General features: G+C 40.8%; 9 protein-coding genes, 1 tRNA gene and 2 pseudogenes. 9 read left to right on the top strand and 3 right to left on the bottom strand.

Annotation, left to right across the window (positions count from 1 at the left end; translation table 11 throughout):
* Window positions 1-37: 37 nt before the first annotated feature.
* A complete protein-coding gene (locus D1092_RS03025) occupies window positions 38-1,444 on the bottom strand; it encodes a DEAD/DEAH box helicase (protein ID WP_120122127.1) in 1,407 nt (468 codons plus the stop codon).
* A gap of 157 nt (window positions 1,445-1,601) precedes the next feature.
* Window positions 1,602-2,375, bottom strand: a complete 774-nt coding sequence (locus tag D1092_RS03030) for an NAD kinase (RefSeq protein WP_120122128.1) — start codon at window positions 2,373-2,375, stop codon at window positions 1,602-1,604.
* Window positions 2,376-2,647: 272 nt separating this feature from the next.
* Between D1092_RS03030 and D1092_RS03035 the strand changes: the two genes are divergently transcribed.
* The 4 genes and pseudogenes from D1092_RS03035 to D1092_RS03050 form a co-directional block, all read left to right on the top strand.
* Window positions 2,648-2,724: transfer RNA gene (locus D1092_RS03035), tRNA-Arg, on the top strand.
* A gap of 486 nt (window positions 2,725-3,210) precedes the next feature.
* Window positions 3,211-3,417: a YbfB/YjiJ family MFS transporter gene (locus tag D1092_RS09795; protein ID WP_241436891.1), complete on the top strand. Its 207-nt coding sequence runs from the start codon at window positions 3,211-3,213 to the stop codon at window positions 3,415-3,417.
* A 509-nt stretch (window positions 3,418-3,926) separates the two neighbouring features.
* Window positions 3,927-6,476 carry a DUF6990 domain-containing protein gene (locus D1092_RS03045; RefSeq protein WP_120122129.1) on the top strand — a complete coding sequence of 850 codons (2,550 nt, stop codon included), beginning with the start codon at window positions 3,927-3,929 and terminating at the stop codon, window positions 6,474-6,476.
* Window positions 6,477-6,598: 122 nt separating this feature from the next.
* Window positions 6,599-7,101: pseudogene (locus D1092_RS03050) on the top strand (DUF637 domain-containing protein); the annotation flags it as partial.
* Here D1092_RS03050 and D1092_RS03055 read toward each other — a convergent pair.
* Window positions 7,090-8,899: pseudogene (locus D1092_RS03055) on the bottom strand (restriction endonuclease); the annotation flags it as partial. The pseudogenes D1092_RS03050 and D1092_RS03055 overlap by 12 nt on opposite strands.
* Before the next feature lie 976 nt (window positions 8,900-9,875).
* On the opposite strand from D1092_RS03055, the gene D1092_RS03060 reads away from it, so the two are divergent.
* The 5 genes from D1092_RS03060 to D1092_RS03080 are packed head-to-tail and all read left to right on the top strand — an operon-like array spanning window position 9,876 to window position 22,076.
* Complete coding sequence (locus D1092_RS03060; RefSeq protein ID WP_120122131.1) at window positions 9,876-11,678, top strand: ShlB/FhaC/HecB family hemolysin secretion/activation protein; 1,803 nt, start codon at window positions 9,876-9,878, stop codon at window positions 11,676-11,678.
* A gap of 25 nt (window positions 11,679-11,703) precedes the next feature.
* Window positions 11,704-19,785: a hemagglutinin repeat-containing protein gene (locus tag D1092_RS03065; protein ID WP_148255601.1), complete on the top strand. Its 8,082-nt coding sequence runs from the start codon at window positions 11,704-11,706 to the stop codon at window positions 19,783-19,785.
* A complete protein-coding gene (locus D1092_RS03070; RefSeq protein WP_120122132.1) occupies window positions 19,782-20,189 on the top strand; it encodes a hypothetical protein in 408 nt (135 codons plus the stop codon). The genes D1092_RS03065 and D1092_RS03070 overlap by 4 nt, the downstream gene beginning before the upstream one ends.
* Window positions 20,173-21,672, top strand: a complete 1,500-nt coding sequence (locus D1092_RS03075; protein WP_241864377.1) for a filamentous hemagglutinin — start codon at window positions 20,173-20,175, stop codon at window positions 21,670-21,672. The genes D1092_RS03070 and D1092_RS03075 overlap by 17 nt, the downstream gene beginning before the upstream one ends.
* Entirely contained in the window at window positions 21,669-22,076 is a 408-nt protein-coding gene (locus D1092_RS03080) for a hypothetical protein (protein ID WP_120122134.1), read from the top strand. The genes D1092_RS03075 and D1092_RS03080 overlap by 4 nt, the downstream gene beginning before the upstream one ends.
* Window positions 22,077-22,191: the final 115 nt, after the last annotated feature.

Raw genomic sequence — 22,191 nt, forward strand, 5'->3', positions numbered from 1 at the left:
TTATTTATTGTATGCTTAGAGAGAGTAAAGTACGAGTCTATTTACGCGTTTTTATGAGCATGAATGCCGGGATATCATCACCGAATCCAAGGGGCGCGTAATTCTTATTTTTTCGTGAGTGTTGTTGCACGGATGGATTTTCTTTACGCTTCATATTTTTGATATAATCTATTTTATTCTCTTTTACAGTTTTTTTAGGGGGGGAAAGAGCGTCTTTGGCAGCAGTTTTCTTTGATGATTGTGAAGATTTTTTCTTTACAACAATATTATCTTCTGTTTGATCATCAGTTATTAAAGTCGAGAGATCTCCATTAAGCCATTCAATTTTTTCATTGCTTATTTCTTCAATAGCGTTGATATATTTTTGATCATCTTTTGTTACGATTGTAAAAGCTTTTCCAAGACGATTTGCACGCCCTGTACGGCCAATTCGATGGATATAGTCTTCAGCATGTGTAGGAACATCATAATTAAACACGTGACTTACCGCAGGGATATCGAGCCCACGGGCCGCAACATCAGAAGCAACCAGAAGCGTAAGCTTATTATTTTTAAAATCGGCTAAGGTATTCATACGTGAATATTGATCCATATCCCCATGAAGTGCGCCTACATTAAAGTTATGTTTGATAAGCGATCTAAACAGTTCAGAGATGTCTCTCTTTCGATTACAGAAAATAATAGCATTTTGAAGTTTAGAACCTTCATTTTGGATGAGCTCTCGTAAAACCGCTCTTTTATCCCATGATTTATTTCCAGATTTGACAAGCCGTTGTGTAATTGTGGTTGCTGTTGAGGATGCTTTTGTAACTTCAACGGATACAGGAGAATGTAGAAATTGTTTTGTCAGTTTTGTAATTTCTGGCGCCATTGTTGCAGAAAAGAACAAAGTTTGACGCGTGAAAGGGGTTAGTTTACAGATACGTTCAATATCAGGAATAAAGCCCATATCCAGCATGCGATCAGCTTCATCAATAACAAGGATTTCAACGCCCATCAGGAGTAATTTACCCCGCTCGAAATGATCAAGAAGTCGCCCTGGTGTTGCGATAAGAACATCCGCTCCTCGTTCAAGTTTACGATCTTGGTGTTCAAAAGAAACTCCACCAATCAAAAGAGCAACATTTAAACGGTGATTTATTCCGTATTTATCGAAATTTTCCTCAACTTGAGCTGCGATTTCTCGTGTTGGTTCTAGGATGAGTGTTCGGGGCATTCGTGCTCTTGCACGACCTTTTTCAAGGAGAGTGAGCATAGGTAATACGAAAGAGGCAGTTTTACCCGTTCCTGTTTGAGCGATTCCTAGGACATCTTTTCTCTGAAGGACATGAGGAATTGTTTCACTTTGAATCGGTGTTGGAACTGTATATCCTGCTAACTTTACAGCATTAATAACCTTTGAGGAAAGACCTAAGTCATCAAAACTATTTAAAGATGGTATCATTTTTTTATCAATTGCTCTGTACTTTTAACTTCGCTATCTCAATGATATGTACAACTAATATTCTTCTAATATTCTTCACTCTCAAAGAGCGTTAAGATGCTTTCACAAAAAAGCCAACTATAACAATCATATACATATAAAACGCATAATACAATCATTAATAGCGAAATTGTTCTGATAAAATACGCTCATCCCATGAATGACTTGCGTCAAAAAGGATTGAAGCTGTTACTTCTGTTGCCATTGAAATAGTCACTGAATGGACAGATTTAACCTCAACATTATCCGCAGCAGCATTGACAGGGCGTTTATCAGGTTCGAGCATATCAAAACGCACCGTTACTGTATTGGGGAGTAATGCGCCATGCCAACGTCTTGGGCGAAAAGGGCTAACAGGGGTGAGAGCCATAAGAGGGGCCATAAGGGGGAGAATAGGTCCTTGTGCTGATAAATTATAGGCTGTTGATCCTGCGGGTGTTGCGACGAGGATACCATCACAACTTAATTGTTCCATGCGTATGTTGTTATCAATGGTGATGCGAATTTTTGCTGCTTGATAAGATTGCCGAAAGAGGGATACTTCATTAATTGCAAGTGCTTCGATAGATTCTTGATATTCAGCTTTTGCAATCATGCGTAAGGGATGAATTTCTTTTTTATGGGCGACAGCAATACGATTGGGTAATTTTTTTTCATGAAATTCATTCATAAGAAATCCTACAGAACCTTGATTCATACCGTAAATAGGTTTTCCAGTGTTCATAACATCTCGTACGGTTTGTAACATTGTTCCATCACCACCGATTGCAACAACAATATCAGTTTCTTCCAGAGAAGAATGACCGTAGACGGAAATTAATTTCTGGGTAGCTTTGATAGCTTCCTCAGTCTCTGCGGAAATAAAATGAAAGCGACTTGGTAACGTAGTCATTTAAGAATTATCCTGATACTTATAACTAATCTTGTAACTTATTTTTTGAGAGTTTTGAAGTTGTAATAAAAGCTCTTTTTATAATAATAAAGGGTATTGAAGACCAAAAGAGAAGCTATTTCAAGATAAAGTATCATTGTAGAAAAGAAAGAAGATTGCGTTGCTAGATAACTTACAAATAAGTAATTTTTTTATTAGAATGCTAATTTAGCATTGAAGCTGAGCGTGTGATTAGTTAAAAGGTCACAACTGATTTTTATAATTGGTGTGAAGCACCCGTAGCTCAGTTGGATAGAGCGCTGCCCTCCGAAGGCAGAGGTCACAGATTCGAATTCTGTCGGGTGCACCAAACTTTTCAATTTAACATCATCCTCAATAATAGTTTTGCTTATTATCTAAAATTATTAAAATCGTTCTTTGAGTTATTTATTAAGTTTTGTGGCAAATAAGAAAACGACTTTAAGAAAAGTAAAGTTCACGGTTTATAATTTTTAGATTAGCCTTTTTGAATATCGAGATAAAAAGCAAGATTATCTCAATATGCTTTCCATTTAACTGTGAAAACATATAACATAAAAATACAAATTAATTCAATGTATTATTGTAGAATTAATCTGGTAATATTAACAATAGATCACTAAATATGTTGTTCTAGTTATTAAAATAGATAATTAATATGCTTTTATTTTTATAGCTAAAGGCTACTATGATGAGATGGGACCAGATAAGGAATATAACCAATTAAAGAAAGAATAAGTAATGGAGTGAAAATAATCGTCCAGGTTTGAATTCTTTCAAAATCTCTGTATTTGGTGTGGTGATTAAGGTTTTGGGTATGAGGATAGAACGATTTCTCTATACACTGATATTGTCGGTTATATTGTGTGAGGAACTGTTTACCTTTAATCAGCTTTCTTATATAGTCAGCGCTAATTATGGTGGTTATTTAGTTGGGAATATATTCTTCACGTTGGGCAGAATTGGGAATATCTCTTGCTCTTCACATGCTATTTGGTGCAGCCATGGTGATGAGAGCGCTTAATTATCTCCATAGCATTAAACACCAAACTTTTACTTAGTCATTTTGAACCGTCTTGCTGCTGGTGTTGCGAGTGCAGCAATGATGATTTTTGGTTCTATTATGTGCACATAGCCATAATAGGCGAATTATTTCTTGGCTTTATGCAGGTGTAAGAATTGGTACTCTACTGGTATGTTATTATGGGTTTGAGCAAGGTGCTTGACGCAACAAATATTTGGTTTGGAGCCTGCTTAATGTCTTTTATATTGCTGCTCTTGTTATTTATTCTGTTCCCACAATGTATTGGTCAGTCTCAACACAGAGAAATCAGCTATCAACAGGACAAATTTGAGATGATGAGGGAGAGATATTGGAAGAAGCACGCTGAAGATCTATAAGAATAAAGGAGGTCTATAAGAATATCTATAAGAATAAAGGTGGGAATCTAAAAAATAACAATTTATGGAGAATAATCCATGAAAACCTATACCTTAGATGATATGGCAGAATTAGTTGATAAGTGAAGCATAATGAAAAAGAAAGACGTAACAGAGATTTTAAAAAGATTGGGTTGGGAGCCTCATCGCGATGAAGTGGGGGATACATTTGCTTATTATCATCTTTCTGATCGTATAATACGCATTCTCTATGATGTTGTAGATTATGGAGAGGATGGTGGAAAGTTGCGGCTATCAGTCGCTCTTACTACAGCCGCTTATTGCCTTGCTGAGGAATATGATAATGGCGAACAGTCGCGCTATGAATATGGTGATATGTTGATTTCTGCAGAAGAAAATTTCGGAGTTACAGCACAGAATCTTTCTGAAAGCCATATTGAGGAAGCTTTAAATAGGGTAATTGCGTGGGCGAAAGTACAAGATATTGAACAAAAATTGCATGAAGAGGCCGCTAATCATTCTGCTGTTGCACAAGCATTGCTTGGCGATATTGATGCTTTAAGGTCTGATAAGCCGGCACCCCAATTACATGTTCCAGAATTTGCCGATTACGCAACCATGGAGTGGATTGATCGCCTTATTTTATTTGCACAAGCCTATAAGAATGGAGAGTTAGACGATATTCTAACGCGCAAAAAGCCCAAACAGCGCTCGATAAGCCTTACCGCAGCAAGTCGCATCTTCAAAACGCTAGGATGGATTGCTATGGAACCTGGGAGAATGTTTCTTTCTTTGCCAGATCGTTTTATTCAGTTTGATTTTGGTTTTGTACGCCTCCATAACAATTACAATGTCCGTCTTGAAGCTGAGATCTCTAACGAAGAGATTTCTATAGCTTGTCGTTATATTCACTATAGGGGAGAATATAATTGGATACGACCTACGGATATTTATCAGTCTTTTAACACAATTGGGGGGGGAATTTTTAGTGGTTTTGGTAAAGGTATTGATATTTGTGTAGAGACGTTGAATGAGCAAGAGTTGACAAAAATCTCTGAGCGGATAATACAATGGGTACGCGCTCAAGATTTGCAAGCATCGATCGAAAGCAAAACAGTTGTTCAAAAATATAGTTACGATACAGATATAGTTTGGCATTTGGCTTGTTTAGCGTTGAGAGGTCGAATTGATATCCTGAAATCTTATAAAAACTTTCTAGAAGCTGGTACGATTTCTGAACATTTGGATGATGATGAAGTAGGAAAATATGTTAATCATGCCGTTGAATTTGCTGAAAAACATCTAAAAATTCTTCATGAGAGAGAAGCAGCTGAAGCGCATCTTGGCCCACAAGCTTTGATTACTTTCAATAAAGTTGCTGAGCAATTAAAACAAATGGGTTGGACAGTTTATCGGGATAAAAACTACAATCACAATGCCTATTTTATCAGTAAAGACCGTATCATCAATATAATGTACAGTCTTCAAAGTGATGAAGAAGAGCCAATTGTTGCATTTAAGGCTTCCCTTTCAACACTTGGTTTTTCTAGTGCTCATAGAGAGATTTTCTATAATATGCCTCAATATATAGCCCTCAAAGAAGCAGAAGAAGTTTATACAGTTTCTAGTACTGCGTTGGATGAAGGCAAGCTAAAGCAGATTTGTGCAGATATACTTGAATGGGCTGAGCAGCAAAATGTCAATCAAATCATTTATGATTATGCCGCGTTGTCTCCAGATAGTGAACTTGATCTTGTAGCGCGTCACCTTATTGCGCTTGTTTTGATTGGGGATATTGAAAAGCTCAAATATTACAAGGAGAATTTTAGAAAGGGAAATCCTTTAGGTTTTGTAGAAGAAATCTCAAAATATAGAGTTGATAATCTCCTCACTCTTGCACGGGGTTATCGGACCGGTTTCCCTAAAAACGCTCCAATTTTAAGCTTGGATCCACAAATAACATCTGTTGCTTCTCAAACAACAGCTGTTGATGTGATAGAGGAGATAGAGGAAACGGATGATAAAGATGCTCCATTGACCATGGAAAGTGCCACAGCACTTTTAAAAAGCCTAGGTTGGTCAACCGAGAAAATCGATGAAGATGACCATATAGCAAGCTATCAATTGGCTGATCGTGAAGTAGACATTCTTTATAACGATGAAATTGTCAAAGATTGTCCACAATTTGATAGCGCCTTTTTGATTAGCACCGGTATCCTTTCTGCTGCTTGCAAATTCATTGATCCTACACATATAGAAGATATCCCGGATATACAGCTTAATTTTGAGGCAAAAGGATTGGAAATCTTTGAACCAGAAGTCACTGCAGATCGTTTAACACAGGCGCTTGATGATGCACTAGAATGGGCAGTAAGCGCTATTGATCTTTCTGAAAGACTTCGCTCTGATTATGGTCGAGCGCCTTGGCAACAAGATGCAAAGTCTAAAGCAGATGATACAGATTATGCTTTACTTCACCTTGGAGCCCTTGCTTTATTGGGTGATGCTGAAACTTTGCAGTCTTATCAGCAAAGTTTTGCAGTAGGAGATCATTTAGGCTTTGGCGAAAGAAGCCAACGGCTTCATCTTGAACGCGCTATCGCTTTAGCTAAAGAAGTATCAAAGGTGAAGCAACTAAGCTACGCTTTGATTGAAAAAGTATCAAAAACATGGTCTATCTAAAAGAAAAATAGTTTTGAACAAGAGTTTTCCAGTGAGATGAAGCTTTATTCCTAGAAAGACAAAGCCGCTAAATTAATCGGAAAAAAGACAAGAAATATCAATTTGACATATCCCTTGAGTAGTTAGCCCGTTCTCCAGAGTTGTCATGGATCAAGCAATTGCGTGATGATCCAGAATTAGCCAAGTAAGTTGATTGACAGGCTGTTAAGGCTGAATTTAAAGACTGGGATTATAAAGCCCAAGGGCTGATGGAAGCCGGTACAGCTCTCGTGGCCTTAGCTGTCACGGCGGTTACGGGTGGAGCAGCTTCCAGTGCAGCCGGTGCTATTGCTGGTGCATTGGGTGTTGGCTCCAGCACAGCGATGAATGCAGCGATACAAGCAGGGATACAGGCGCTGATCAACAAAAGTGCGGTGACTCTTGTGAATAATCGCGGCAACATTGCCGACGCACTTCATGAGCTAGGCTCATCGAAGAATGTTTTGGGCATTGTCTTCTCAATGTTAACAGCAGGCTTAACCAGCCAATTCACAGAGTTGGACAATCCTTATCCAAAACCACCACTTTGGTCGATCGTATTACCCGTGAGGCAGAAAAGAACCTGATCAAAGCTGCCATTGGCACGACGCATCACACGCCCTACCGTCTGTATCATCCACTTGGCTTTTACGCGGGTGTAAAAACATGATCGCATCAAGAGCAGGAACATCAACACCCTCAGAAAGACAGCGTACATTGGTGAGCACACGACACGCATGCTCCCCCGCATCTTCTTTTAACCAGTCAAGTTGTTTTGTACGCTCTTTAGCACTAAAGGTTCCATCAATATGGGCAAGGGTACAGTTAAGAGGGGAAGTATCTTTATAGTTTTTATGAAGAGCGCGCAAAGATTCTTGCACTTTTTCTTTTTTGAATCTTTTGCATATGCGTTTAGAAGTATCAATATCTTTGCAAAATGCTAAAGCTCTACGCATAGGCTTGGGGTCATCTTCAAGATCAAGTTTCAGATCCATTTTGGTAAGGGCTCTATAACAGCCATTAATCTTGGTCCTATCGTCAACAATAAGTTCATAATCCTTATCGGTAATAAGATGTTGAATGGATTGGCTTATTTCTTTTTCGTTGATAACTAATATGATAACTTTACAAGGTGATAACAGCTTATTCTCTAAAGCACGTGAAAAGTTGTAAGTGAAAAGTTGTTTGCCATAGAGTTTTTCATTATCCATGGACACCAAAACGTTATTAGATAAGACAGCATTCCTTTTGAGCTTGTTACTAAAGATCTTAGGCGTTGCTGTCATGTAGAGGCGTTTTTTTACCTTGAATGATGCTGTTATCATGAACTTTGATAAATTCAGATTCATGCTTGTCTGTTCCCAATACAACCCCCGTTGTCCTATGGGCTTCATCACAAATGATCAGATCAAATTCGGGTAAATCATATTCCTTTTGTGCATCGGAAATCACTTGAATGGAATGATAGGTCGAAAAGATCACGGTCATCACATCAAGAGAGATCTTATTAGCTTTACGCGCAAGTTCTTGTGAATTCGTTGTAGCCGGTAAAACCAGATCAGAAGCATCGAGACCAGATTCATCATCATGTTTACTTTTACGACGTTTGCCTACTTGTGTATCCGAACACACGGCAAAGGAACGTAAGGGCACTTCTGTATCAAGGGTCCATTCACGGATTGTTTGTGACATCAAAGCAAGGGAAGGCACTAAAAACAATACACGCTTGCCTTTTCCGGCGAGAGCCTCTGCTATTTTAAGACTGGTGAACGTCTTGCCCGTTCCACATGCCATAATAAGCTTGCCACGGTCTGCTTCTTGTAACCCTTCACAAACTCTTTCAAGCGCTTCTATCTGATGATCTAAAAGCTTTTTTTTGGGTTGCTCTTTAAGGACAGCTTGTCCTCTTTCTTTATAAGCCCCCCAATCAATTTGACTGTTTTCTAAATCAAACAGATTAATCTGTTGAATACGAACTTCTTGACCATCACAAGTGTTGTTCGCATTGTTACTCCAATTGCTTTCAGTGCTATCAACCAAAATACGACGCGTAAAAATCTTTTTCCCAGAAGCAGCGATAAAGCTATCAATATCTTCTTTTTAATGATGTGAGCAGCATCATAGCATTTACATTGAATAGCCGCATATCCTCCTTGATCACGGATTGTAGCGACCAGATCAATACCGATATCACGCCCATCTTCATCATGTTCCTCAGCCCATTCCAAATAAGTCTGAACCTTTTCGTATTCCTGCTTTTGTAAAGGGTCTTCCGATAGATAAGCTTTTACAAGGTTTTCAAACAGCGTTCCCAATTCACGGGGTGATTTTGCCTGTTGACGGTAGAATTCTAAGAGAGAGCGTAGCGTGATTTGTTCATGATCAGACTTAAGAGATTGCAGCATATTAAACAGAGCCCATTTTTTATAATGTGTTTAATTCTTTTCAAAAGAATCAAAATGAAGCTTATTAAATCCACTTTGAATGAATTGAGAAAAAATACATAAAAATTATCAATCTATACAGGAGTTAATAAGAGCATGCATGTAAAAATAAGCGCTGTTATTATTATAATAATACCAATAACATCAATAAGATAATTTAGTTTTTTATACATATTATATCCACATAGTACCATTGTTTATCTATTCCAATCGTTAAATACAATTAACAACAATATGTATTTAAAATATATTAAAGCACTAAAATAATAAATTTTTTGATACATTTTCTAATTCTAATTCACTTTAATGAATGGTGAAAAAATGCAGAAAAAGCCGATAACTTTTTCAAAAGTTTTTAAAGGTATTTATCCACAGCCTATGACGCAAGTCAGATCAGCAAAGTAGTGAATTTTGCTATTCATTTGACGTGTTAATCAAAACAAATGCACTATGGTGCTTTTAAAACATTATAATTAGTATTTTGATACGTTTTATGTGTCATTAAAATTATCACTTTTGTCTGTTTGATTGATTATGTTGAAAAGCTCTAAAAAGAAATCTTTTTATTGTTTTCTGTGATGATTTTTGACTAAGGGGTGCAAGTTAAGAGCATGATATGTAGTTTATTTATGGGCGTTATAAAGTGTAGGATAGGGTGGTGAGCGGAGAATTTATTCTCTCTTATTGATGGATGTCTTAAGGCATTAACTGGGAATATTGTGACCATAAACATTGACTTAGAAAACAGTTTTGGTTACACGGTTATCGATATATGTGTATGGGGGAGAAATCTTCACACAGTTTAAATCAAGCAGGATTTTGGTGCAATTTGTATTGAATTGCAGAGGTATGTATTGTTGTTCAAAGTCTTCATAGGATAATACCGTTTTGAGCAGCATTGTTAAAAGTTCATGAGGTGCTTTTTTAGCAAAGTTTCATGAATGACAAAAGCGGGGGGAACTCTTTAGTGTTTTTTTTCTTTTTACGCCAAGAGAGCTTTTTAAGGCTTTTTCTATCTATTGTTGTGTTGTTTGGCATATTTCATAGCGCAACCGTTTATGCCCATTCTTCAACTACTTTATCTCCCCGCTCGCCAACAGATAGTTTTGCGCGAGGTTATTCTGAGGAACAAAGATTAGAGAGAATTGAGAATTTACGCGCTTTAACACCGAAAAGAACAAAAACATCTACAGAGAAAAACCCAGCAACTCTTTTGGGGAGTGGGTACTGTTTTCCAATTCATGATATTATTGTTGATGGGGTTTATCATATCAAAGAGCGCGCTATATCAGCGGTCACAGATCCTTATGTTGGAAGATGTATAGGTCTTGCTGATATTCAGCTTTTAATCAAGCAATTGACCAAGGTTTATTTAGATAAAGGCTATGTCACAGCGCGTTTTTATATTCCTGATCAAGACATCAAAAACAGTAAGATGCTCAAGTTTGTTGTTGTTGAGGGGAAGCTTTCGGATATTTATTACAATGGTTTTCCGGCTTCTGCTTACAATCATGTTGTGTGGAGTGCTTTTCCGGGGCTTAAAGGCCATATTCTCAATATGCGCGATATTGAGCAGGGGCTTGATCAAATAAACAGGCTGATTTCAGGGCATGCTACAAGTGAACTCTTACCAGGGCGTGAAGATGGCAGCACCATTGTGAATATTAGCAATCAACCTGGTAAAGCTTTTAAGGTTACTGTTTCCCATGATAATTTAGGACAATCCTCAACGGGTTATGCACGTTATCATGCGGGTTTAAAGCTAGAAAATATTTTAGGGATGAATGATGCGTGGGATTTTAGTTATCAACGGAGTCAAACAGATTATTGGGGCGGGAGCGCACAAGAAGGTCATAGCAATAATATTTCAGCAAGTGTGAGTATCCCCTATGGCTATTGGACCTTCGGTTTGAATGGCACTGTTTATAATTACCAAAGCATTATCCATGGCAATTTTACAGATATTGAGACGACAGGGGATTCCAGTGAGTTACACGCCAGTACAAGTAGGGTTCTTCACCGTGATAGTCTTTCACTGACAACGCTTAATGTGGGTCTTTCTTATAAAAGAACCAACAATTACCTTCTTGGGAATAAGATTGAAGTGGGGAGCCGTCAATATAGCGTAGCCAATTTTGGGATTTCGCATTCACGCCAGATGTTGGGTGGGACTTGGACCTTTGATGTGAGTTATTTACAAGGGCTCCCCTTGTTTCATTCAGTCAAGAGACATGCTCCAGGAGCAGGGGATGCAGAGCCTCAATTTGCCAAATTTACCGGTACACTTAGTGTCATGACGCCTTTTAAGGTAAGGGGCTTTGACTTCATATTGAGCAATCTTTTGAGTGGTCAATATTCACCGCATAATTTATTAGGGGCTGAGCAGATTTCGTTGGGGGGTGTCTCCAATGTTCGTGGTACGCGTGAGAGTTTGCTTTTTGGCAATAACGGTTTTTTTAGCCGGAATGATTTGATGCTGCGTACCATTCCGTGGCGCAACAACGGGGCTCTTAAAAAAGTTTTTGGGGAACTACGCCCTTATGTTGGTTTGGATTATGGTCGTGTTTTTGCACAACCTTTGTATGGTTTTACCAATGAACAGCTTGCCGGTTGGACAGCGGGTGTCAAGCTTTCGGGGGGCATGGTCTCTCTTGATGCGAGTTATTCCAGTATTTTTTGGAGCACAGTTAAGCACAAAAAATCAGGAACATTTTTTATGACATTAACAATGGAGCTTTAAGCGTTTTTTATTGGGGAGTTAAAGTATGAGATATGAGAAGAGAGAGCAAAGAGCCACTTTATTAGAGGTTCTCGTTTCCAGTACGATGCTCAAAAAGGTTTTATTTGGGGGATTTGGTTTTTCTTGTTTGTTAGCACCTTCAGTCTTACAGGCGCAGATTGCTATTGATCCTCACGCCAATGCTGCTCATCGTCCAGATATAGTGGCGGCGCCCAATGGGGTTCCTTCCATTGATATTGTCACTCCCAACAGCAGTGGTTTATCGCACAATAAATATTACGATTTTAATATTGGTTCTTCTGGTGTTATTTGGAACAATCACGCGAGTGAAGTAGGGCAATCGCAATTGGGGGGCATTATGCCGGGTAATCCCCATTTGCGTGGTACTGGTTCAGCGAAGGTTATTTTAAATGAAGTGACCAGCAGCAAGCGCAGTACTTTGAACGGTCCAGGAGAAGTTTTTGGCCGTCCTGCAGATGTAATTATAGCCAATCCCAATGGGATAAGTTGTGATGGTTGTGGTTTTATCAATACACCCCATGCGACATTAACCACAGGTGTTCCAGAAATTGATGCGACAGGTTTTCTGAAGGGTTTTGTGGTGAGGGGTGGAGATATTACTTTTGGCGCAAAGGGGGCGAATTTTTTCTCAAAAAAAGGTGTGGTTGATATTGTTGATATTGTTTCTCGTACGGTGCATTTAGAAGGTCCTGTTGCGGGAAAGGATATTGGGATAACAGCAGGAACAGGCCGTTATGACTATACATCTCGCCAGATGAAGGAGCTAACCGATATTACCGGTAAACCGGAATATGCCATAGATGGATCTGCTTTGGGGGCTCTCCAGGGGGATCAGATTAAACTTGTGGCAACTGAAAAAGGTGTTGGGGTGCGCATGCGTCATGATATGGCGGCCAATGCTGGGCAGTTACATCTTTCTGCGGATGGAAAAATCTCATTACAGAGTGCCTTTGGTCACAGGGGGGTTGTCCTTAAATCAAAAAGCCATAGCGTCTTGGCAAAGCATATCACCTCGAAAAGACATGTTGATATTGCCGCGAAAAAAGATGTGACGTTAGAAACGGTTGGCGCTGATGGTCATTTGAAAATAGAAGCGCAAGAAGGTTTTTTAACCATTGCCGGGCAAGCTGCCTCTGGGGGCAATATGAAGCTATCTTCGCGCCACGCTATAAAAGTTTCTGGGCTAGGGGCAGGGGCTGATATAGCGTTTGAGGCGGGCGGTGATCTGAGCATTGGGGGCACTGTTTTGGCTGGGGGCAATCTAAAAGCGCATGCCGGTGGTGATATACAAGCGCATTTTTTAGCTGGTGGGGTTGATATGACAGCAACGGGGGCTGCTGGGAGCCTTGTTTTGGGCGACCAAGGGGGTGTTGATCTCCAAAGTGTAAGTGGGTTTATTGCAGCAGAAAATATTTATGGCGCAGGGGATATAACTTTAGCCTCTCATAAGGGAATATTTGTTTCTCAAGTCCTTCGCTCACATCACGATGTGGTTCTTCATACACAACCTGAAGCCGCGGTTCATTTTGGACAACTGATTGCTTATGGAAAAGCTGATATCCGTGGTGGGGCGGTTGATTTTTCTTCTCTGATGACGGGTGGAGATGCTGTTTTCAATGTAGGCAGCCTTGATGCAGGCACAGTGATGACAGGTTTAGATTTTGTTGGCTCTCAGGTAAGCCCTTGGAATCCTTCTGGTGATCTTGTTTTTTATGACAAAGGTTCCCTTTCTATCACGGCACAAAGGGGGGTAAAGGTTGGACATATTATCAGTGGTGAAAATATTGAAATTTTTGCAGGCAATGACATTTATTATGATCAGGCTATTGGATATGGTACAGCGACATTAACATCTGTTTCAGGGGGGATCAGTGTTGAGAATGTGCTGTCTGTTCTGGGGGATGTGAGGTTGACAGCACCGACACTGGATTTAAGCAATAATCGTTCTCATATTTATACGCCTCAAACGCTGTATTTAATTGCCGATCATATTGATGTTTCGGGGAGCGAATTGACCTATGGTGGATTAGATTTTAACAGCACCCATGCCCTTGATATTCACCATGCGCGGCTACAAGCAGTAACAGATGAAGGGGGGACGGGCGATATTCTCTTTGTTGCGCCAGGCGTTATGGTTGATGAGGCAACATCAGTTTTAGCGGCACGAGAATTCACCATCAAGACAGGAGATCTTAAAAATAGCGGTCAATTGGCAGCAGGTCAGAATTTAGTCTTTAGCGTGACAGGGGATGTGACCAACAACAAAACCGGTTTAATCTATACTGGTGGGAATGGAGCTTTAAAAGTTGATGGGGCTTTGCTGAATGATTTTGGCGCCATTATGGCAGAAGGTGATTTATTTTTTACCAATGCAGATGGTGCGGGAAAAAGCCTTTCCCTTGTTAATAAAGCGGGCTTGATTCAAGCCGGTGGAAACTTAAACATCCAAACCAAAACTTTGCAAAACGAAGCCGATAGCACGCCTGAAATAGAGGAAAAAAAGGAAGAAGTCACTATCGCATTCCAAAAACCAGATAAATACAATTTTCTCGATGGCAGACCTTTATATCACGATATGAGGGGGGAGCGTTGGGGCAAAGGAAAGCTTTCTAAGAGAAAGCATGGAATTGCCGGTCCCAAACACTTTATATTCGAACAACAGCTTTGGCCTGATAAAGAAGGAGCCTATGGCACAGCAACTTTGAAAGACGGAACAGTCTATAAGGCTTTTACTTGGAGATATAACCGTCGAAAAGGAGATATAGAAGAGTATCTATGGAATGGTGATAGTTGGGAAGGATGGTTCGGGAATAGTAACTGGTCACACATGAGCGAGAAGACTGTCACGCAGAGTTTTTCGCATAAACCGGCGGTTCAGGGGATGATTCAATCTCACGGCAATCTCATCATTAACGCTGATGATATTGAGAATAACTATAGCATCATGAGAGCGGAGGGCAATGCGGATATCCATGCGAATGTGCTGACCAATTTGGGAGCGACCACGTATAAAAACGTTTATCTTGGCTGTCAGGCCAATACGGATGCTTATTGTTATGGTTATAACGCTGATGGCAGTCGTAATAGTCATCTAGATATTGCCAATGGGAGTATTCGTCATATCAGTTCAGAAGTTCTTGATACAGTTTCTGGCCTTGTTCAGGCAGGAGGCACGTTGAATCTGGTGGTTGATCAACTCAACAACACGGCTGTTGAAGGGTCCATTACGGGGGATGCTCATTTTGAAGCCAAAGCGGTTGGAGGTAATCCGCTGGAGGCGCTAAGCGGTTTAACGGGGGCTGGTGCTTTGTTTACACCAAAAGTGGATCTCAATGATGCAGGAGAACTTTCTGAGGGGCTTCCTTTGCCAAAGCCCCAATCGGGGGGTGTTGGGGGCACATTGCCTCAACAGAATTTCATTTATGAAACCAGAGCAGACTTTCTTGATGTTGGTAAGTTTTATGGATCTGCTTATTTTTTAAATAGAATTGGTTATCAACCAGATCGGGAGATTTTCTTCTTAGGGGATGCTTATTTTGAAAAGCAACTGATTGAAAAACAACTACGTGATCTTGTGGGGCAAGGTTTGGGCAAAGGATCCTTTATTCCAGGAAAAGATTCGATTGAACAAGTCAAAACCTTGCTGGATAGAGGGGCAGACTATGCCAAAGCCCATAATCTCCCCTTTGGTGAGGCACTCACACCAGAACAATTGGCTTCACTAGAAGCGCCGATGGTGATTTATGTACGTCAACAGGTCAAGGGCATGGATGTTTATGCACCGGTGCTTTACATCCCTGAAAAAGACAGAGCTTCCTTTGTTTCTGCTGGGGCTTTGATGATGGGCGATGATGTCAATATCACCAGCAAAGATGTGGTGAATTCAGGGCGGATAAGTGCTACCCATAATTTATCTGTGCACAGTGATGATATTTTGGGTAAAGGGGGGCATTTTGCAGCCGGAAATGATGCTGTTTTGCTTGCTCAGAACAATATCCGTTTGGAGGCAGGGCGCACAAGGGTTGATGGTGTGGAGACAGTGTTAAACACCGATGCCTTGTCTTCTGGGGGCAATGCGACAGTTTTCGCTAAGCAAGATATCACAGCTTCAGGGGTAAAGATCACCACAGGGGGTGATCTTGCTATGGCCACAGAGCAGGGCAATTTGACGATCGGTGCTGCCAAAACCGAGCATCATGATGCGCAGGGTGATGCAACAATGCATCAACAATCAGAAGTTCATTCTGGGGGCTCCACAACACTTCTTTCTGGAAAAGATTTGAATATTTTAGGTTCTGATGTTCAAGCAAAGGATAATCTTTTCTTACAAGCAAAAGAAAATGTATCGATTGATGCCACACGCAACAGTGCCAATAATCATCACGGAGATCAAAATTCCCATGTTGCTGTACACAATGGCTCTCATTTAAGTTCTGGCAAAGATACCACGGTTATATCTGGAAAAGATATCCATGTTTCTGCCTCCGATATAGATGCCAAGGGCAATGTTGCTCTTGGTGCTCAAGGGGACATCACAATAGAGACCAAATCTGATGAGATGGAATATCATCTTCGCACCAAAAACACGAAAGTGGATATGCAAGCCTCTCATGCTGTTGGCTCTTCGATCAATGCTGGAGGCGATATTACGGCTATTGCGGGGCAGGATGGCAAAGCACATGATCTCACCATTACGGGCAGTTCCATGGCAGCTGATGGAAAAGTGGGGCTGAAAGCCAGCCACGATGTTCTCATCAATAATGCGGAAAATAGTCTCAATTATGAGATGTCCTACCATAAAGAGGGTGGAGTGTTCAGCAGCAGCAAATCCGAGCATAATAAGATTGATGCGACAGAAGTTTCTGGTTCATTGATATCGGGTGGCAAGGGGGTTGCCATTGAATCGGGGAATGACACGGCAATCACAGGATCGGTTCTCACAGCCGGTAAGGCAGAGGAAACGTCTGATCAGAAACAAGCGGATATTTCTATTCACTCTGGGGGAAATATTCTCATCACAGGGGCGCAAGAGAAATATGATCAGCAAGCACAATCGTCAGAAAGTGGTTTTTTGAGTAGCAAATCTTCCAATACAGCTGAATCGCATACCACAACGGTTTCCTCCATTCTTGGGGCGACGGGCAATATTGATTTGCAAGCAAAAAAAGATGCCACGATTACGGCATCTCATATGATTGCCAATGAAAATATCAATGTTACAGCAGAAAATGTCACGATTAATGGCATGACAGACCATCATAAGAGCCATTCAGAAACCCATGAAACCGGTTTTGGTGTGGGCTCAGGCAAGGGCTTTGTCTCAATCTACGGCAGTGAGGGAAAGACAGAGAATGAAGAAAGCTTTGAACATCAAGGCTCTTCGTTCAACGGGAAAAATATTACCATCACCGCGACAAAAGAAGATGTGAATGTGGTCGGCTCTGACTTTAATGCACGAGAAAATATTAATGTCTCGGCAGCCCATGATGTGAACGTTTCACCTGGTCACAATAGTCATAGTGCAAACTCAAAGGAAGAACGCACAGGCTTTGGCATTCAGTTTGAAAAGAGCAAAAGTGGTGCCTCTATTGGTGTTGGGATTGAGAGCAATAAAGATACGGGCGATCAATGGGAAAAGACTAATACAGCATCGAATTTCCATGCAGGCAATGATGCGAATTTTAATGCCGGCAATGATGCGAATTTTCAAGCGGCAAATGTTTCGGCAGACCGTGATGTCAACATCGATGCAGGCAATAACGTGACCTTTTCAGCAGCTGATGATACCGCTAATACACAAGAAACGCATGAAAAAACCTTTGCCGGTGTGACAGCCTCTGCGGATATTGGTGTTCTTGGCACGGTACAAGGGCTAAAAGATTCAGCAGACCGCATGAATAATAAGGATGGAAACGGGAAATTTGGTAATGCTATACTAACAGGTCTCAAAATCAATCACCTCTTTAATAAAGGCAAAAATTTTGTTGATTGGCTGAGTGGCAACACAGGGGAAAGAGGGAACATAACCAAAGGACTGAGCAGTTCATTAGGAGGGTTGGGAGGCTCCACCAAGGATATTCTTGCCAATATGGCTGGTGCATCTGGCAGTGTGAGCGTGGGCTTTAAGAGCGAGAAAGCAGAAGCCTCTTCTCAAGTCTCCACAGCGACGACGACGACAATAGAAGGGGGGCGTTCTGTTAACATAAATGCTCACAACGGCAATATCCATGGTGTTGGTACTGATATTATTGCAGGCACAAACCCTCTGATCAATGATGAACAGAGCGGAAATATTAATATGATAGCGGAGCAAAATATCATCTTTGAAAGTGCACAAAATACGCAAAGCACACAAAACAACAATGAAAGCACTTCCATGAGTGTTGGCACGGGGGGTGCAGGGGCAACAGGCAGTGCTTCTTTTAGTCAAGGGGAAGGTTCTAGTGATGAAGTGCACCACAAGAACAGCCATGTTATAGGGACGGGTACGGTCCATACCAACAGTGGGCAAAACACCACATTAGCAGGTGCAGTGTTTTCTGGAAACCGTGTAGAGATGGGTGTTGGAGGTGATCTCACCATTACCAGCCTCAGTGATACGGGACAAACCACTAGCAAGCAAAATTCTGTTTCTGTTGGCTTTGGTGGTGGAGCAACGGGAGGAGGAGGTTCCATGAGCGCCTCTTTCCAAAAAGATAAAACCTCTAGTGATTATCACAGTGTTGTGGAGCAATCCGGCATTAAAGCAGAGGCAGGCGGCTTTGAGATTACTGTTAAAGACAAAACAACCCTGACCGGAGGCATTATTGCCAGCACTGCCCCAGCAGATAAAAACAAACTGACCACCGGAAGCATTACGACGAGTGATATCACCAACAGCGCTCATGCGACAGCCAGCAGCCATGGTTTTAGCCTTTCTGGAAATGACACGATAAAAAACATTACCAAGAATGTTTTAAACCACGGCAAGGCCAAGGATAATGCAGAAGGGGAAACAAAATCTGCTATCAGTGATGGGACTATCATCCTAACCGATACAACTGAACAAAGGTCCATGGGGCAAGATGCTGGAGAAATCATTGGCTCTCTCAACCGCAACACCGCAGCAGCCCACCAGGCTGTAGCACCAATAGACGCCACATCGCTTGAGGCAGCCGTGCATAATCGCTTAAATATGACCAATGATTTATTGGATGAAGGATTAGGATACTGGGATAAAATACGTAAAATGGCATTTTATGTTGTCCATCCAGTAGGTGAGGTTGCGCATGATGAAAATGGCAATGTTCTCTATTTAACCGATGAAAATGGAAAACCTATAAAAGACAAAGATGGAAAAAATATTGCTCTGTATCACTTTTTAAAACCAGAGGAGGAAAAACATTTACAAAAAGGCTCTGATGGCGCTGTTTATATGTTTTACAATGGCATTTTTAATTCCTCCGATGATGCCGCGCGTAATGCTGTGCAAATGGCTGTTAATAACAATGGTCACCTTTATTTTACCTACTTTCCCCAAGGTAACGACTGGGAAGTAGAGTTAGGGATAGCGTTCTATCAAAAGTTTCTTGAAGGTGATACTTGGGGACTGAGCAATTCAACCAAGAAGTTTCAAGATTTTATTACTCGTTATGGTAATGATAGGGCTATTGTGAGTGCGCATAGCCGTGGTACCTTAACAACACGCAATGGAGCGAATAACTTGCAAGAGCAAGGTATCCACGGTATTGCCAAGAAAACAGACTTCTATCTTTTTGGAGCGGCTGCTCATACGCAATCGATGGCCAATATAGTAGATTACTTAAGTGATGGCGAAAAAAATTATGTCTACACACAAGGCCATATATTAGACCCCATTAGTACGGTGATTGGTTACAATTTTCCTACAGTTTATGGGGTGCCTTTCAGACCATATTATTTATTACATCCGTCAATTCTTCCAATGAGAGAGATGGGAGGAGCGTTCTTGGGCTTTAACCCTAGCACCCATAATTGTTATGGTGATGCGCGTGATGCATGTAAAACTAATTACGGTTCATTTGGTTTTAAAAAAGTTTATTCCACGAGAACAGGGAACAAAAAATGAAAATACGATTTAACTTATTGAGCCTGCTCATTCTATTAAGTATTGCTGGATGTGATATTGAAAACATTGACAAACCTGCTCCAGCATACGTGAGTATGTGGGAGAAGCCAGGAGCAGACTTTACCGAGGTAGGAAAAGCCTTGCTAGAATGTGGCATGCCGAGCCTTATTGATCAGGATTCAGCAAACGATAATCGCAGCGACAATGAAATAGCAACAATCCATCTTTGTATGCTTCAAGCAGGTTTCCGCTATAAAGGGGGAGGGGGGTGGTGTTTTCCTTTTAATTATAAAAACCTTCCGATTTGTCGCCCTGGTGCTGTTATTCCCAAGCGCAGTGTCGAGAAGCGCTTAAACAGCCCTTATTGTAAAAAATATAAAAATGCGGATGAATGCCAACCTTAACAACGCAAAATCATTCGCAAAGTCTTCCCTGAATGTTGGCTACGATTATGGCACGGGAGGAGGAGGTTCCATGAGCGCCTCTTTCCAAAAAGATAAAACCTCTAGTGATTATCACAGTGTTGTGGAGCAATCCGGCATTAAAGCAGAGGCAGGCGGCTTTGAGATTACTGTTAAAGACAAAACAACCCTGACCGGAGGCATTATTGCCAGCACTGCCCCAGCAGATAAAAACAAACTGACCACCGGAAGCATTACGACGAGTGATATCACCAACAGCGCTCATGCGACAGCCAGCAGCCATGGTTTTAGCCTTTCTGGAAATGACACGATAAAAAACATTACCAAGAATGTTTTAAACCACGGCAAGGCCAAGGATAATGCAGAAGGGGAAACAAAATCTGCTATCAGTGATGGGACTATCATCCTAACCGATACAACTGAACAAAGGGCAATGGGGCAAGATGCTGGAGAAATCATTGGCTCTCTCAACCGCAACACCGCAGCAGCCCACCAGGGTGTAGCACCAATAGACGCCACATCGCTTGAGGCAGCAGTGCATAATCGCTTAGATATGACCAATGATTTATTAGATGAAGGAATTAAAATCGTTGATCATGGCTTCGAAAACATGTTTTACAAAGAGCATCACCTGGCGACCGTTGAACATGATAAAGATGGCAATGTCATCTATGCAAAAGATGAAAATGGAAATCCTATAAGAGATAGCCATGGAAATCCACAGCCACTATATCATTACTTAACGCCAGAGGAAGAAGAGCATTTACAAAAAGGTTCTGATGGCAAGGTACATGTTTTCCTCAATGGTATTTTTACGACACCCGATGAAGCAGCTCATAATGCGGTCCAGTTGTCTGATAATAAGAATGATCCGCACTATTTTTTGGTGTTTCCACATAGCGATTCGTTGTTAGTGGAGGGTTTTATTGCAGGGTATCAGTATGTTCTGGAAGGAGATTTGGGTGGTCTGACCAATTCGACCAAGAAGTTTCAGCATCTGTTGTATAGCCTTGGCAATACAGGATTACATATTGATGGGCACAGCCGTGGTAGTATGACAGCGGGCAATGGATCGTATAATTTAGCAAAGCATGGTGTTCACGGTATAGCAAAGGAAACAACGATTAATTTCTTTGGACCAGCTTTTAATACTCAAGACATGGCAGATACGTTATATATCTTAAGTGATGGCAAGCAGGATTATGTCTACACACAAGGCCATATATTAGACCCCATTAGTACGGTGATTGGTTACAATTTTCCTACAGTTTATGGGGTGCCTTTCAGACCATATTATTTATTACATCCGTCAATTCTTCCAATGAGAGAGATGGGAGGAGCGTTCTTGGGCTTTAACCCTAGCACCCATAATTGTTATGGTGATGCAAGTCCTAAGTGTAAAACTAATTACGGTTCATTTGATTTTAAAAAAGTTTATTCCACGAGAACAGGGAACAAAAAATGAAAATACGATTTAACTTATTAAGCTTACTTATTTTGTTAATGGTCACTGGATGTGATATTGAAAATATTGATAAGCCTCCTCCAGGAGAAGTGGCAGGGTGGAAGAAGCCAGGAGCAGATTTTACCGAGGTAGGAAAAGCTCTCTTAGAATGCGGCATGCCGCACCTTAATTATCTTGAGAAAGAAGTTCAAAAGCTCAGCGACAATGAAATAGCAACCATTGATGCTTGTATGATTCAAGCTGGGTTTCGTGATAAAGGGAGAGCTAGTTGGTGTTATCCTTTTAATTATAAAAACCTTCCGATTTGTCGCCCTGGTGCTGTTATTCCCAAGCGCAGTGTCGAGAAGCGCTTAAACAGCCCGTTTTGTAAAAAATATAAAAATGCACCTGAATGCAAACCCTAGGTTTTGCTGTTGATAGAAACAATCCCCACAGCCATGTGTTTTCATGCTTTGTGCGGGATTGTTCCTTCACTTTCATTATTTGATTGGAAGAAGAAAAACATTTACAAAAAGGCTC

This window comes from Bartonella krasnovii, from assembly GCF_003606345.3.
Taxonomy (GTDB): Bacteria; Pseudomonadota; Alphaproteobacteria; order Rhizobiales; family Rhizobiaceae; genus Bartonella; species Bartonella krasnovii.

What these genes read in the sequence shown, in the direction of transcription:
- D1092_RS03075 (WP_241864377.1), top strand. Translation starts at nt 20,173, where the DNA reads ATGAATGCCAACCTTAACAACGCAAAATCATTCGCAAAGTCTTCCCTG.
- D1092_RS03025 (WP_120122127.1), bottom strand. Translation starts at nt 1,444, where the DNA reads ATGATACCATCTTTAAATAGTTTTGATGACTTAGGTCTTTCCTCAAAG.
- D1092_RS03030 (WP_120122128.1), bottom strand. Translation starts at nt 2,375, where the DNA reads ATGACTACGTTACCAAGTCGCTTTCATTTTATTTCCGCAGAGACTGAG.
- D1092_RS03065 (WP_148255601.1), top strand. Translation starts at nt 11,704, where the DNA reads ATGAGATATGAGAAGAGAGAGCAAAGAGCCACTTTATTAGAGGTTCTC.
- D1092_RS03070 (WP_120122132.1), top strand. Translation starts at nt 19,782, where the DNA reads ATGAAAATACGATTTAACTTATTGAGCCTGCTCATTCTATTAAGTATT.
- D1092_RS09795 (WP_241436891.1), top strand. Translation starts at nt 3,211, where the DNA reads ATGAGGATAGAACGATTTCTCTATACACTGATATTGTCGGTTATATTG.
- D1092_RS03080 (WP_120122134.1), top strand. Translation starts at nt 21,669, where the DNA reads ATGAAAATACGATTTAACTTATTAAGCTTACTTATTTTGTTAATGGTC.
- D1092_RS03060 (WP_120122131.1), top strand. Translation starts at nt 9,876, where the DNA reads ATGAATGACAAAAGCGGGGGGAACTCTTTAGTGTTTTTTTTCTTTTTA.
- D1092_RS03045 (WP_120122129.1), top strand. Translation starts at nt 3,927, where the DNA reads ATGAAAAAGAAAGACGTAACAGAGATTTTAAAAAGATTGGGTTGGGAG.